Origin of the sequence: Mycobacterium sp. MS1601, assembly GCF_001984215.1 — a bacterium.
Classification (GTDB): Bacteria; Actinomycetota; Actinomycetes; order Mycobacteriales; family Mycobacteriaceae; genus Mycobacterium.
Window position 1 is genome coordinate 1,774,563 of record NZ_CP019420.1, and the last position, 13,984, is coordinate 1,788,546.

The following is a 13,984-nucleotide window of genomic DNA, read 5'->3' on the forward strand; positions in this document are numbered from 1 at the left end:
CCGCTACCCCGACAGGTTGAAGTTGCCGGACCCGCCGTAGACGGCGAGTGAGATCAACAAGACGATGGTGACCACAACGATCAGCGAGGTGCGCACGGCCTTTCCGACCGCGATGCCCACACCCACCGGGCCGCCGGAAGCGTTGTAGCCGTAGTAGGTGTGCACCAGCATCACCGCGATCGACATGACGATGGCCTGCAGGAACGACCACAGCAGATCGGTGGGCACCAGGAAGGTGTTGAAGTAGTGGTCATACAGACCCGCGGACTGACCGTTGATGAACACCGTGGTGAAGCGGGCCGCGAAGAACGCCGCCAGCACCGACAGCGCGTAGAGCGGCACGATGGCGATCAGACCGGCGATCAACCGCGTGGACACCAGATACGACATCGAGTGCACGGCCATGGATTCCACGGCGTCGATCTCCTCGGCCACCCGCATGGCGCCCAGCTGTGCCGTGGTGCCTGCCCCGATGGTGGCGGCCAGCGCGATACCCGCGATCACCGGCGCCACGATGCGCACGTTGAGGAAGGCCGACAAAAAGCCGGTCAGGGCTTCGATGCCGATGTTGCCCAGCGATGAGTAACCCTGCACCGCAATGACACCGCCGGAGGCCAGCGTCATGAATGCCGCCACACCCACGGTGCCGCCGATGATCGCCAGCGCACCGACACCCATGGTCATCTCGGCAATCAGCCGGACGGTCTCGCGCCGGTAGCGGGTCAGCGCATTGGGGATATAGCGGATGGACTCGCCGTAGAACAGCGCCTGCTCACCGAAGCTGTCCACGAACCTGGGCGCACCGGACAGGAAACGCTTGAGCCGCAGCGTGGCGTCGTAGCTCCCGAACGCGCTCATGAGTCCAGCACCCGAACGCCGATGGCCGTCATGATGACGTTGATGACGAACAGGCAGATGAACGCGTAGACCACGGTTTCGTTGACGGCGATACCGACGCCCTTCGGGCCGCCCGCGACGGTGAGGCCGCGGTAGCAGCCCACCAGGCCGGCGACGACGCCGAACAGTAGCGCCTTCACCTCGGCGAGCAGCAGTTCCGGCAACCCGGTGAGCACGGTCAGCCCGTTGATGAAGGCGCCGGGGTTGACGCCCTGCAGGAAAACGGAGAACACGTAGCCGCCGGACAGGCCGATTGCGCACACCAGGCCGTTGAGCAGTAGCGCCACAAATGTCGACGCCAGCACCCGGGGGACGACGAGCCGGTGGATCGGGTCGATGCCCAGCACCCGCATGGCGTCGATCTCTTCACGGATGGTGCGGGCACCCAGATCCGCGCAGATGGCCGTCGCCCCGGCTCCGGCGATCACCAGCACCGTGACCACCGGGCCGAGCTGGGTGATGGTGCCGAAAGCCGTTCCGGCGCCGGACAGATCGGCCGCGCCGATCTCGCGCAGCAGGATGTTGAGAGTGAAGGCCACCAACACGGTGAACGGAATGGCCACCAGCAGGGTGGGTACCAGCGAGACTCGAGCGATCATCCATGTCTGGTCGAGAAATTCACGGAACTGGAATGGCCGTTGGAAGCATGCGCGGAAGGTGTCGAAAGTCATCTCGACGAACCCACCGACAGCCCGAGCGGGAACCGCGAGACGAGAGATCAACGTCGGTTCCCTTCCCACTAAGGCCGGTTCGGAATCCGGACTCTAACAGGCTTGGCGAAGCCTCGTCCGGCTAATTGACCAAAAGAATTTATGCCGTTCACACCCGGTTCTCGTACGCCGATCGCTGTGAGCCGGCTCATAGTAACTAGAACACGTTCGCAGTGTCAAAGAACGAACAGATGAGACATATCGACTAGGTATGTCCAGGTCAAGGCAACTGCAACCTATCTAATTCTGAAACATGTTCTAGTTATAGCCTCTAGTCTGGCGAGCAGCGTGACAACTTCAGTTGCCCATCAGGCCGGTTGCTGAAAATCCCTGCTTCGGATCACGTCCAGCAAAGTAGCCCGTGAGGGCTGCACTGAGATCCTCCGGTGCCCACGCCGACCCCGATGCCGTGAACTGATGCGCGGCCACTGGCGCGGCAACCAACGTGACCGACGGCCCGTAGACGATGAACACCTGCCCGTTGACCCGCTCGGCGGCAGGTGAGGCCAGAAAGCGCACCAGGGTCACCACATGCTCAGGCGACAAACCGTCGACTTCACCGTCGGAAAGCTCGGGTGCGGCGCCGAAGACGTCGGCTGTCATGGCCGTGCGAGCCCTGGGGCAGATGGCGTTGGCGCACACCCCGTAGCGCTCCAGACCGCGGGCCGCCGACATCGTCAACGCCGTGATCCCGGCCTTGGCGGCACCGTAGTTGGCCTGCCCGGGCGGGCCGGCCAACCCGGCCTCCGAGGAGGTGTTGACCAGGCGGCCGTACACGGGCCCACCCACATCCTTGGACTTGTCCCGCCAGTACGTGGCCGCATTGCGGGTGAGCAGGAAGTGTCCCCTCAGGTGCACGGCGATCACCGCGTCCCAGTCCTCGTCGGACATGTTGAACAGCATGCGGTCGCGAGTGATGCCCGCGTTGTTGACCACGATGTCCAGCCCGCCGAGGCCGTCGGCGGTGGCCACCAACTCGTCGGCCGTGGACCGGACGCTGATGTCACCGGCGACGGTGACGGCCTTGGAGCCCGCCGCCGCGATCTCGTCCATCACATCGGAATTGTCGATCGCCGACGCCATGTCGTTGATCACGACGGTGGCGCCGGACTGTGCCAGGCCGATGGCCTCGGCGCGGCCCAGCCCGGCCGCCGCACCGGTCACCACGGCGACCTTGCCCGACAGATCGATTCCGGCTTCTACGGAAGTCACGTTACGAATACCTCTAGTCTTTGCGGATGAGGGCGGCACGGGGACATTCAGCCACCGCTTGTTCGGCCAGATCTTCTTGGTCTGCGGGAATCTCGTCCACTTTCATCACGGCATAGTCGTCGTCGTCAAGATCGAACAGGTCGGGCGCGATTCCCACACAGACGGCGTTTCCCTCACACCGATCGCGATCCACTTCAACGTGCACGACACCCTCCTCGCGACCCATGGGCCCGGCGGCCTCTCGCCACCATCCTGGACCCCAAGACTAGAACGTGTTACAACGAGGATGATAAACCGGAGCCCGGTTGCCGTCGTACTCGATCAGTGAGGAAGTGGGCCATGCGCATCGGCTACACCCCCGAGCAGGAGGAATTGCGCCGCGAGTTGCGGTCGTACTTCACCAAGTTGATGACCCCTGAGCGCGCCGAGGCGTTGGCGGCAGGTGACGGAGAGATGGGCCGCGGCAACGTCTACCGCGAGACCGTCGCGCAGATGGGCAAGGACGGCTGGCTCACGCTCAACTGGCCCGAGGAGTACGGCGGGCAGGCCCGCACGCCGATGGAGAGCCTGATCTTCAACGACGAAGCGGCCATCGCCAACGTGCCGGTGCCGTTCCTGACCATCAACAGCGTCGCGCCGACCATCATGCATTTCGGCACCGAGGAGCAGAAGAAGTTCTTCCTGCCCAAGATCGCCGCCGGCGAACTGCACTTCTCGATCGGCTACTCCGAGCCGGGGGCGGGCACCGACTTGGCGTCGCTGCGCACCACCGCGGTGCGCGACGGCGACGACTACGTCGTCAACGGCCAGAAGATGTGGACCTCGCTGATCGCGTACGCCGACTACGTCTGGCTGGCGGTGCGCACCAATCCCGAAGCCAAGAAACACCGCGGCATCTCGATGCTGATCGTGCCGACCACGGCCGAAGGGTTCTCGTGGACCCCGGTGCACACCATGTCCGGGGTGGACACCAGCGCCACCTACTACCAGGACGTCCGGGTGCCGGTCTCGAGTCTGGTGGGCGAGGAGAACGCCGGCTGGAAACTGGTGACCAACCAGCTCAACCACGAACGGGTGGCCTTGGTCTCCGCCCAGCCGATCTACGTGGCTCTCGGCGGCGTCCGCGAGTGGGCACAGAACACCAAGGACATCCACGGTAAACGACTCATCGATTCCGAATGGGTCCAACTCAACCTGGCTCGCGTGCACGCCAAAGCCGAAGTGCTCAAACTGATCAACTGGGAGCTGGCGTCGGCCTCCGACGCCGCACCGTCGGCCGCGGACGCCTCCGCCGCCAAGGTGTACGGCACCGAGCTGGCCACCGAGGCCTACCGGCTGCTGATGGAGGTCCTGGGCACATCGGCGACGCTGCGGGCCGGTTCCCCCGGCGCGCTGCTACGCGGCCGTATCGAACGAATGCACCGGTCGGCACTGATCCTGACGTTCGGCGGTGGCACCAACGAGATCCAGCGCGACATCATCGGCATGGTTGCACTCGGCCTGCCCCGAGTGAACCGGTAGGGACGGACACATGGATTTCACGACTTCAGAGGCGGCCGACGACCTGGGCGGCCTCACCCGCACCATCACCGAATCCGTCTGCACGCCTGACCATCAGCGTGAACTCGACGGTTTGGCACAGCGGTTCGACACCGATCTGTGGCGCAAACTGACCGCGGCCGACATCCTGTCCACTGCCGCACCGGAGTCCATCGGCGGCGGCGGTTTCGGCGTGCTGGAGCAGGTCGCGGTGCTGGTCGCACTCGGCCGTCAGGTCGCGGCGGTCCCCTACCTGGAATCCGCGGTGCTCGGTGCCGGCGCGTTGGCAAAGTTCGGCCCGGAAGCGCTGCAGCAGCAGTGGGCGTCCCCGGCGGTCCAGGGCGAGAAGATCCTGACTGCCGCCCTCGATGGGGACATGGGTGACGGTCCCGTACAAGCGGCAGCCACCGAATCCGGATACCGGCTGACCGGCGCCCGAACCCAGGTGGCCTACGGACCCCTGGCGGACGCATTCCTGGTTCCCGCGGAAACCGACACGGGCACAGCCGTTTTCCTGCTCGCCAAGGATGACGCGGGCGTCGACATGACTTCCCTGGACACCACGGGTCTGGGCAGCGTCGGCCACCTCGAACTGCGCGGTGTCGAAGTGGGTGCCGACCGGTTGCTCGGCGGTCAGGAAGTGCTGGACTGGTTGAGAACCGCACATCTGTTGGGTTGCAGTGCATTTGCGCTCGGTGTGCTGGAGCGCGCACTGGAGCTGACGGCGTTGTACGCGCGTGAACGCGAGCAGTTCGACCGGCCGATCGGCAGCTTCCAGGCTGTTTCGTCTCGGCTGGCGGACGGCTACATCGACATCAAAGGTCTGCGATTGACCCTGACCCAGGCGGCATGGCGGTTGTCCGAAGATCTGCCCGCCGACATCGACGTGCGCTCCGCGGCCTTCTGGGCCGCCGAGGCGGGACATCGGGTGGCTCACACCACGGTGCACGTCCACGGCGGCGTCGGTATCGACGTCGACCACCCGGTGCACCGGTACTTCCTGGCGGCCAAGCAGACCGAGTTCGCCCTCGGCGGTGCCACCGGGGCGCTGTTGTCGATCGGCCGCGAGCTCGCCGATACCCCCGTCTGACGCATGGAACAGCCCACTGTCACCGCCCTGCTGGCGCCGCTGGCGGAGGTCGACGATCAGGGCGTGGCCAGCACCGAGGTGCCTTTTGTCAGTTGGCGCAACCATATTCAGGACGGTGCCGACCTTGCCGCGGCACTACGCGCCAGGCTGGATCCGCGTAGACCGCCCCACATCGGCGTGCTGTCGGGCAACACGCCTTTTTTCAGCACCGTTCTGGTGGCTGCGGCTCTTGGCGGCCTGGTCCCGGTGGGGCTCAACCCGACTCGCCGCGGGCCCGCCCTGCAACGCGACATCGACCACGCCGACTGCCAGTTCTTACTGGCCGATCGCGCCAGTGCCCAACCCGACATCGACTCACTCGATGTCGAATCCGAGTCGTGGGCAGACGAACTCGCAACCCATCGCGGAGCCCCGGTCAGGTTCCCCGACGTGGATCCGGACGACCTGTTCATGTTGATCTTCACGTCCGGCACCAGCGGCGACCCCAAGGCGGTGCGCTGCACCCATGCCAAGGTGGCGTTTCCCGGAGTGATGTTGGCGCAGCGGTTCGGGCTCGGGCCGCAGGACACCTGCTATCTCTCGATGCCGCTGTTCCATTCGAACGCCATCATGGCGGGTTGGGGCCCGGCGGTGGCGGCAGGTGCGTCGATCGCCTTGCGCCGCAGGTTCTCCGCGTCCCAGTTCTTTCCCGATGTCCGCCGGTTCGGCGCCACCTATGCCAACTACGTGGGCAAGCCGTTGTCATACATCCTGGCCACCGAGGCGCGATCCGACGATGCCGACAATCCACTACGGATCGCCTACGGCAACGAAGGAGCGCCCGACGACCTCGAGAGGTTCGCACAGCGGTTCGGCGTGCAGGTGGTCGACGGCTTCGGTTCCAGCGAGGGCGGGGTGGCGATCGCGCGAACTCCCGACACTCCCGAAGGCGCCCTGGGACCGCTGGCCAACGGGGTATCCATCGTCGACGTCGACACCGGTGAGCCGTGCCCGCCAGGTGTGGTGGGCGAACTGGTGAACCTCAGCGGTGCCGGCCAGTTCATGGGTTACTACAACGACCCGGAAGCCGAGGCACAACGGATGGCGGGCGGCATCTACCACAGCGGAGACCTCGCCTATCGCGACGCAGACGGATTCGCCTACTTCGCCGGCCGTCTCGGTGACTGGATGCGGGTCGACGGAGAGAACCTGGGCACGGCGCCCATCGAGCGCATTCTGTTGCGCCACCCCGACGTCGTGGAGGCGGCCGTTTACCCGATACCTGATCCGGCCGTCGGTGATCAGGTGATGGCGGCACTGGTTCTCGCCGACGGCGCCGACTTCGATGTCCAGGCCTTCCAGGGTTTCCTGCATCAGCAGCAGGATCTCGGACCCAAGCAGTGGCCGTCCTTCGTACGAATAGCCAACACCCTGCCCCGCACCGAGACCTTCAAGGTCATAAAACGCCACCTCACCGCGGAGGGAACCGACTGCACCGACGAGGTGCACGCCGTGACCCGCCACCGGGCGCCGGTCTGACATGGCCGACAGCATCGCGTCGATGCTGATGAGCCGGGTGGGCGACGACCACCCGGGGCTGCGGACCCGCGACCGTGACTGGACCTGGGATCAGGTTGTCGCCGAGTCGGCGACCCGGGCTCATCTGGCGACAGCGAAGTGGCACGAGGACTTCCCCGACCGACCGTTTCACATCGGTATTCTGCTGGCGGGCGTGCCGGACTTCGTGTTCTGGCTGGGCGGGGCCGCCCTGGCCGGTGCCACCGTGGTGGGGCTCAACCCCACCCGGGGCGATCAGGATCTGATCGCCGACATCCTGCACGCCGACTGCGGGCTGATCATCACCGACACGGCAGGGCTTGATCGGTTGCCGGACCTGGACATCGGTGTCCTGGTGGTCGACCATCCGTCTTACCCGGTTCTGCTCGACCAGCACCGCGCCGAGGCATCTGTGGCCGACGGGGTAGACGCCGAGTCCCTGTTGTTGCTGCTGTTCACGTCCGGCACCACCGGGTCCTCCAAAGCCGTCCGGTGCAGCCAGGGCCGGCTGGCGCGGATCGCCCACACCGCGGTGTCGAAGTTCGGGCATCACCGGGGTGACGTCGACTACTGCTGCATGCCGTTGTTCCACGGTAATGCGCTCATGGCACTGTGGGCTCCGGCGCTGGCCGTGGGTGCCACCGTCTGCCTGACACCCACGTTCTCCGCTTCGGCGTTCCTGCCGGACGTGCGTTTCTTCGGAGCGACCTTCTTCACCTACGTGGGCAAGGCCCTGGCATACCTGATGGCCACCCCGGAAGCAGCAGACGACAGCGACAACACGCTGACCCGAGGATTCGGCACCGAGGCCTCGCCGGAGGACCAGGCCGAGTTTCGCCGGAGGTTCGCCGCCGAGTTGTTCGAAGGGTACGGCTCCAGTGAGGGCGGAAACGTCGCGGTGCCCGACGACCAGGCACCGGCGGCGGCACTGGGACGACCCGCGCACCACGGAGTGGCCATCGTTGATCCGCAGACGCTGAAGACCTGTGCGACAGCGGTTCTGGACCACCACGGCCGGGTACTGAACGCCGAAGAAGCCGTCGGTGAGATCGTCGACAAGTTCGGTGCCAGGGACTTCGAGGGGTACTACCGTGATGACGCCGCCAACGCCGAACGAGTGCGCAACGGCTGGTACTGGACCGGCGACCTGGGATACGTGGACGGGTCGGGGTTCCTGTACTTCGCCGGGAGGCGCGGAGACTGGATCCGGGTGGACGGTGAGAACACCTCGGCGCTGTCCATAGAGCGGGTGCTGCGTCGCCACCCGGGGGTGATCGCCGCCGCGGTGTACTCGGTACCCGACCCGAGATCCGGTGACCAGGTGATGGCAGCACTCGAGGTCAGCGATCCGACCTGCTTCGACATGGCAGGGTTGTCGCGTTTCCTGGCCGCCAGCGCCGATCTGGGCCGCAAGGGCATTCCGCGGTTGGTGCGCCTTTCGGCCCGGTTACCCGTCACCGGGTCGAACAAGATTCTCAAACGTCAACTGCAGGAACAGCACTGGGACGACCACGGTGACACCATCTACATACGGGTCGGCCGAGGCGCCCCCGACTATCGGATCATGGCGCCCGCCGACCGCGACGACATGGACGCCGCGTTCGAACGCTACGGTCGTGGTAGCTACCGGACGGGGCGGTGATGGTCGCCTGGCACGACGAATGTGACGTCCTGGTGGCGGGTTCCGGCGCGGGCGGCGTCACCGGTGCCTACACTGCCGCCCGCGAAGGTCTGCGGGTCATCCTCGTGGAGGCCACCGAGAAGTTCGGTGGTACAACCGCGTACTCCGGTGGCGGCGGGATGTGGTTGCCCGCCAACGCCGTGCTGGCGCGAGCGGGCGGCGACGATACCGTCGACGACGCTGTGGAGTACTACTTCGCCGTGGTCGGTGATCGCACCCCCCGCGCCCTGCAGGAAGCCTACGTCCGTTCGGGCGCACCACTGATCGACTATCTCGAGTCCGACGAACTGTTGCGCTTCCAGATCCTGCCCTGGCCCGACTATTTCGGTAAGGCGCCCAAGGCTCGCGGCGACGGCATGCGGCACATCACCGCCAAGGCGTTACGGGTGTGCGCCGCCCCCGATCTGCGCGAGTTGGTCCGCGGCCCGCTGGATGCCGAATGGCGGGACGCGCCGATCCCCGACGACCACTTCGTCGGCGGCCGGGCGTTGATTGCACGACTACTGTTGGCGGCCAGACAGTTTCCGCACAGCGCGACATTGCTGCGCACCGCACTGACCGAGCTCGTCGTCGAGGACGGTGCCGTCACCGGAGCCCTGGTGACCGACAGCACCGGCACGCGAGCGATCAGGACTCGTCGCGGCGTACTGCTGGCGGCGGGAGGGTTTGAACACAACGACCAGATGCGCGCTCTGTACGGTGTCCCGGGATCGTCACGAGACACCATGGGGCCGTGGGGAAACCGTGGTCTTGCACACCTTGCGGGTATCGCCGCCGGAGCCGAAACCGACCTCATGGACCAGGCATGGTGGTCTCCCGGTCTGACCCATCCCGATGGCCGGTCCGCGTTCTCGCTGTGGTTCACCGGAGGCATCTTCGTCGACGACTTCGGCCGCCGGTTCACCAACGAATCACAGCCCTACGACCGGCTGGGCCGCTCGGTCATCAAAGCCCTTGCCGACGGTTCGGTGACGCTGCCGTACTGGATGGTCTACGACGACGCAGACGGGGTTGTCCCACCGGTCAAGGCGACCAATGTGTCGATGGTGGAGCCGCAACGCTATGTCGATGCCGGGTTGTGGCGTTCTGCCGACACTCTCGAGGAGTTGGCCGCCATGATCGGCGTTCCCGCCACCAATCTGGTGCAGACCGTCGCGCGGTTCAATGAATCGGTCGCTCGTGGTGTGGACGGGGATTTCGGCCGCGGCGACGAACCCTACGACCGGGCGTTCTCAGGTGGCAGACCACCGCTCTACGCGATCGAGAAAGCGCCCTTTCACGCCGCGGCATTCGGCATCTCGGATCTGGGTACCAAGGGTGGCCTGCGCACCGACGCCACAGCGCGGGTGCTCGACACCGGCGGACAGGTGATACCGGGCCTCTACGCTGCGGGCAACACGATGGCAGCACCCAGTGGCACCACGTATCCCGGTGGCGGCAACCCGATCGGCACCAGCATGGTCTTCAGCCACTTGGCCGTGCTGGACATGGTGAAAGGAACCCAGTTGTGAACAACGTCCGCGAGATCGACACCGGCCCCGCCATGACACGATTTGCCCGAGGCTGGCACTGCCTGGGCCTGGCCGAGGAGTTCAGGGACGGAAAGCCGCACGGCATAGATGCTTTCGGCTCCAGACTGGTGGTCTTCGCGGATTCGCAGGGCGCTCTCAAAGTTCTTGATGGCTACTGCAGGCACATGGGCGCAGATCTGGCGCAGGGCAGCATCAAAGGCGACGAAGTGGCCTGCCCGTTCCACGACTGGCGCTGGAGCGGCGACGGCCGGTGCAAGCTGGTGCCGTACGCCAAACGCACCCCGCGACTGGCTCGCACCCGCAGCTGGCTGACCATCGAGGTCAACGGCCAGCTCCTGGTCTGGCACGACCCCGAGGGATCAGCGCCCGCAGCCGAACTGACCCCTCCCACCATCGAGGGATACGACGAGGGCCGGTGGTCACCGTGGCAGTGGAGCTCGGTCCTGATCGAGGGCGCACACTGCCGGGAGATCGTCGACAACAACGTCGACATGGCGCACTTCTTCTACATCCACCATGCCTACCCCACCTACTTCAAGAACGTCATAGAAGGGCACACCGCCAGCCAGTTCATGGAATCCAAGCCCCGGGCCGACTACCTGGCCGATCCCGACAAGGTGTGGGAGGGAACGTATCTGCGCTCCGAAGCCACTTACTTCGGCCCGGCGTACATGATCAACTGGCTGCACAACGACCTCGGCCCCGGGTTCACCGTGGAGGTGGCGCTGATCAATTGTCACTACCCCGTCACCCACAACTCGTTCCGCTTGCAGTGGGGTGTGGCCGTACAGGCCATGGACGGTCTGCCCGCTGACAAGGCCGCCAAGCTGGCCGCCGCCATGAACACGTCGTTCGGCGACGGATTTCTCGAAGACGTCGAGATCTGGAAGAACAAGACCCGCATCGACAACCCGTTGCTCACCGAGGAGGACGGCGCGGTGTACCAGCACCGCCGGTGGTACGAACAGTTCTATGTCGACGTCGCCGATGTCACCACCGACATGACCGACCGATTCGAGCAGGAGGTCGACACCTTGCACGCCTACGACATCTGGCAGGACGAGGTGCAGCAGAACCTGGCCAGGCGGAAGAACCTGCTAAACCAGCATTGACGGCACCACAGCGTCGATCAGGTGCGGCCCGGGTTCGGTGAACGCGTGTTCCAGCGCGGCCACCAGCTCTTCACCGGTACTCACCCGGCGAGCCGGAACACCCATACCCTCGGCCATCGATACGAAATCGAGTGTGGGACGGCCGATGTCGAGCAGATTGCGAGCCTGTTTGCCCGCTCCGCCTTGTACGCCCACCCGCTCCAACTCCACCCGCAGGATGTCATAAGCCGCATTGTTGAAGACCACAGTGGTGATGTTCAGGTGCTCCCGGGCCTGGGTCCACAAGGCCGAAATCGTGTACATGGCCGAGCCATCCGCCTGCAACGAGAGCACTGGACGATCGGGTGCGGCGACAGCCGCACCCACGGCCGCGGGAAGCCCGAATCCGATAGCACCGCCGGTTAGGGTCAGTACGTCGTGAGCGGGCGCCCCGGCCGTGGCAGCAGGCAGTCCGAGCCCACCGGTGTTGGACTCATCGACAATGATCGTGCGCTCCGGCAGCAGCGCACCGACGGCATCAGCAATTTTCATACTGTTCAGCGGTCCCGCCGGCGGTACGGGCCGCGACGCCGGGGCCATCGGCGCCTGCTGTCCGGGTGCCACCTCGTCGGCCAGCGCCGACAGTGCCGCCGCGGCGACGGCGGGCCCCGCCAGAACGTGCACCTGGCAGCCGTCGGGAACCAGATCGCTGGATCGCCCCGGATAGGCGAAAAACGACACCGGTGACGGGGCTCCGGCCAGGATGAGATGGCGAGCGCCGGCCAACTGCGCTTCAGCCGCTTCGGCGAAGTAGGCCAGGCGGTCCACCGCGGGCAGCCCGGCGCCGCGCTCCAGCCGAGTGGGAAACGTCTCGCACAACCACCGGGCCCCCGATGCCGAAGCCACCCGGGCTGCTGCCGTCAGGCCGGGCCGCCGATTGGCATCACCACCGGTGAGCAGGACAGCCGGCTCACCACAACGCAGTACCTCAACGGCCTTCTCCACGGCAGCGGTGTCGACGGACTCCACCCCGTTCAGCACTCCCCGCGACGCAGTCTGTGCGCCGTCGGTCCACGAGACGTCGGCGGGCAGGATCAGCGTGGCGACCTTGCCGCCGAGAGCTGCGGCCACTGCTTCGGCTGCGTCGCGCGCGACGTGGTCGGGGCTCTCGCTGCGGCGCACCCATCCCGAGACGTTCCCGGCGAGGGCGTCGATATCCGATTCCAATGGTGCGTCGTACCGCTTGTGGGTCAGGGCGTGGTCGCCGACGACCACAACCACGGGCACCTTCGCGCGGCGCGCATTGTGCAGGTTCGCGATCGCATTACCCAACCCCGGACCGAGGTGCAGCAACACCGCGGCCGGTTTCTCGGCGATCCGCGCATAGCCGTCCGCGGCGCCTGCCGCCACCCCTTCGAACAAGGTCAACACGCCGCGCATCTGCGGAACGGCATCCAACGCCGCCACAAAGTGCATCTCCGATGTGCCCGGATTGGCGAAGCACACCTCCACACCGCCGTCGACCAGAGTGTGCAGCAGTGCCCGCGCTCCGTTCACGGGTGCCAACATACGCGCCGGATTGTCGGAGCCCGTCGCTACCATCACGCCATGCCGCTGGCCGAGGAATTGATCAACCGCGCCACCGCCGACGCGCTGGCCGATGCCGTCGAAGCGGTGACCGGCAGCGCGCCCCAGCTGCGCACTGCGGGCGCGGCACTGGCGCCGCTGCCCCTGCGAGCCAGGGCCGATCTGCTGCGTGACGCGCTGCTGGCCGACGTACCGGGTGACCATGCGGCCCTGGCGGCAGTGGTCCGCCGGGCGGACCTCGAAGGCTGGATGGTCTGGCCGGTCACCACCGCCGTTGCGCAGCGGGCGGTATCACAAGGAAGCCGGCAGGTTTTCGACGACGCCATGGCTCTGATGGCCGAACTCACCGGCAAGCTCAGCGCCGAGTTCGCCATCCGCACGCTGCTGCGTCACGACATCGACCGCGCCTTGCCCATCATCGTGAAGTGGACCGGCTCGCCGGATCCGGCCGTGCGCCGCCTCGCCTCGGAGGGCACCCGCCCGTATCTGCCGTGGGCCATCCGCGTCCCGCAGATTCTCGCCGCACCGGGGATCATGGTGCCGGTCCTCGATGCGCTGTACCGCGATGCCGATCCCGTGGTCCGCCGGTCGGTGGCCAACCACCTCAACGACCTCAGCCGAGACCACCCCGCTTTGGTGGTCGAGACAGCGGCGCGCTGGTTAGCCGCGCCGGACGAGAACACCGCGGCCCTGGTCCGCCACGCCTTGCGCACGTTGATCAAACGCGGTGACGGCGGGGCGTTGGAACTGCTGGGGTTCGCCGCGGCCACCGTCACCGTCGCGGGTCCGGTACTCAACCGGTCGGCGGTGCCGTTCGGCGGTGAGGTGGAGTTCTCGGCCACCGTCCGCAACGAGGGCACCGAGCCGGCGAAGCTCGCCATCGATTACGCGGTGCACCACCGCAAGGCCAACGGCGGGCAGACGCACAAGGTGTTCAAGTTGACCACGACAACGATGGCGCCCGGAGAACAGCTCACGGTCAGCAAGGTGCACTCGTTCCGGCCGATCACCACCCGCAAGTACTACCCGGGTGAGCACGCCATCGAGTTGCGAGTCAACGGAAAACCCTCCAGCCGAGCCGAATTCGAGCTGCTACCCGGCTGAGGCGG

The 13,984-nt window shown here is 66.2% G+C and carries 12 protein-coding genes; 7 read left to right on the forward strand and 5 right to left on the reverse strand.

Translation table 11 applies throughout. From position 1 onward, the window contains the following. Nucleotides 1-3: 3 nt before the first annotated feature. The 4 genes from BVC93_RS08725 to BVC93_RS08740 all read right to left on the reverse strand — a co-directional run bounded on the left by BVC93_RS08725 (nucleotide 4) and on the right by BVC93_RS08740 (nucleotide 3,024). Nucleotides 4-858: an MlaE family ABC transporter permease gene (locus BVC93_RS08725; protein ID WP_083736821.1), complete on the reverse strand. Its 855-nt coding sequence runs from the start codon at nucleotides 856-858 to the stop codon at nucleotides 4-6. Beyond that, nucleotides 855-1,619 (reverse strand): MlaE family ABC transporter permease, encoded by a 765-nt coding sequence (locus BVC93_RS08730; protein ID WP_083736822.1) that lies wholly within the window; start codon nucleotides 1,617-1,619, stop codon nucleotides 855-857. The genes BVC93_RS08725 and BVC93_RS08730 overlap by 4 nt, the downstream gene beginning before the upstream one ends. A 285-nt stretch (nucleotides 1,620-1,904) precedes the next feature. Next, the gene (locus BVC93_RS08735) at nucleotides 1,905-2,828 is read right to left on the reverse strand and encodes a 3-oxoacyl-ACP reductase (RefSeq protein ID WP_192860365.1); all 924 of its coding nucleotides are present in this window, start codon (nucleotides 2,826-2,828) and stop codon (nucleotides 1,905-1,907) included. A gap of 4 nt (nucleotides 2,829-2,832) precedes the next feature. Beyond that, a complete protein-coding gene (locus tag BVC93_RS08740) occupies nucleotides 2,833-3,024 on the reverse strand; it encodes a ferredoxin (protein WP_083740909.1) in 192 nt (63 codons plus the stop codon). 134 nt (nucleotides 3,025-3,158) lie between these two features. Here BVC93_RS08740 and BVC93_RS08745 point away from each other — a divergent pair, with 134 nt between their 5' ends. The 6 genes from BVC93_RS08745 to BVC93_RS08770 are packed head-to-tail and all read left to right on the forward strand — an operon-like array spanning nucleotide 3,159 to nucleotide 11,309. Continuing rightward, on the forward strand, nucleotides 3,159-4,340 hold the full coding sequence (locus tag BVC93_RS08745; RefSeq protein ID WP_083736824.1) for an acyl-CoA dehydrogenase family protein: 1,182 nt from the start codon (nucleotides 3,159-3,161) through the stop codon (nucleotides 4,338-4,340). Nucleotides 4,341-4,350: 10 nt separating this feature from the next. Then, nucleotides 4,351-5,448: an acyl-CoA dehydrogenase family protein gene (locus BVC93_RS08750; RefSeq protein ID WP_083736825.1), complete on the forward strand. Its 1,098-nt coding sequence runs from the start codon at nucleotides 4,351-4,353 to the stop codon at nucleotides 5,446-5,448. A gap of 3 nt (nucleotides 5,449-5,451) precedes the next feature. Further along, complete coding sequence (fadD17, locus tag BVC93_RS08755; protein WP_083736826.1) at nucleotides 5,452-6,966, forward strand: long-chain-fatty-acid--CoA ligase FadD17; 1,515 nt, start codon at nucleotides 5,452-5,454, stop codon at nucleotides 6,964-6,966. Nucleotide 6,967: 1 nt separating this feature from the next. Next, entirely contained in the window at nucleotides 6,968-8,626 is a 1,659-nt protein-coding gene (locus tag BVC93_RS08760) for an AMP-binding protein (protein ID WP_083736827.1), read from the forward strand. Next, nucleotides 8,626-10,176, forward strand: a complete 1,551-nt coding sequence (locus BVC93_RS08765; protein ID WP_083740910.1) for an FAD-binding protein — start codon at nucleotides 8,626-8,628, stop codon at nucleotides 10,174-10,176. Before BVC93_RS08760 ends, BVC93_RS08765 begins: the two co-directional genes overlap by 1 nt. Nucleotides 10,177-10,208: 32 nt before the next feature. Further along, entirely contained in the window at nucleotides 10,209-11,309 is a 1,101-nt protein-coding gene (locus BVC93_RS08770; RefSeq protein WP_083740911.1) for a Rieske 2Fe-2S domain-containing protein, read from the forward strand. Here BVC93_RS08770 and BVC93_RS08775 read toward each other — a convergent pair. Then, nucleotides 11,295-12,845, reverse strand: coding sequence for an acetolactate synthase large subunit (locus BVC93_RS08775; RefSeq protein WP_083740912.1), 1,551 nt, complete (start codon nucleotides 12,843-12,845; stop codon nucleotides 11,295-11,297). The two genes, BVC93_RS08770 and BVC93_RS08775, sit on opposite strands and share 15 nt — an antisense overlap. Before the next feature lie 51 nt (nucleotides 12,846-12,896). Between BVC93_RS08775 and BVC93_RS08780 the strand changes: the two genes are divergently transcribed. After that, nucleotides 12,897-13,979 carry a DNA alkylation repair protein gene (locus BVC93_RS08780; RefSeq protein WP_083736828.1) on the forward strand — a complete coding sequence of 361 codons (1,083 nt, stop codon included), beginning with the start codon at nucleotides 12,897-12,899 and terminating at the stop codon, nucleotides 13,977-13,979. Nucleotides 13,980-13,984 lie beyond the last annotated feature (5 nt).

Bases quoted from the DNA above. Each gene is read 5' to 3' on its own strand.
- BVC93_RS08725 (WP_083736821.1), bottom strand. From the start codon at position 858: ATGAGCGCGTTCGGGAGCTACGACGCCACGCTGCGGCTCAAGCGTTTC.
- BVC93_RS08745 (WP_083736824.1), top strand. From the start codon at position 3,159: ATGCGCATCGGCTACACCCCCGAGCAGGAGGAATTGCGCCGCGAGTTG.
- BVC93_RS08750 (WP_083736825.1), top strand. From the start codon at position 4,351: ATGGATTTCACGACTTCAGAGGCGGCCGACGACCTGGGCGGCCTCACC.
- fadD17 (WP_083736826.1), top strand. From the start codon at position 5,452: ATGGAACAGCCCACTGTCACCGCCCTGCTGGCGCCGCTGGCGGAGGTC.
- BVC93_RS08760 (WP_083736827.1), top strand. From the start codon at position 6,968: ATGGCCGACAGCATCGCGTCGATGCTGATGAGCCGGGTGGGCGACGAC.
- BVC93_RS08765 (WP_083740910.1), top strand. From the start codon at position 8,626: ATGGTCGCCTGGCACGACGAATGTGACGTCCTGGTGGCGGGTTCCGGC.
- BVC93_RS08770 (WP_083740911.1), top strand. From the start codon at position 10,209: ATGACACGATTTGCCCGAGGCTGGCACTGCCTGGGCCTGGCCGAGGAG.
- BVC93_RS08780 (WP_083736828.1), top strand. From the start codon at position 12,897: ATGCCGCTGGCCGAGGAATTGATCAACCGCGCCACCGCCGACGCGCTG.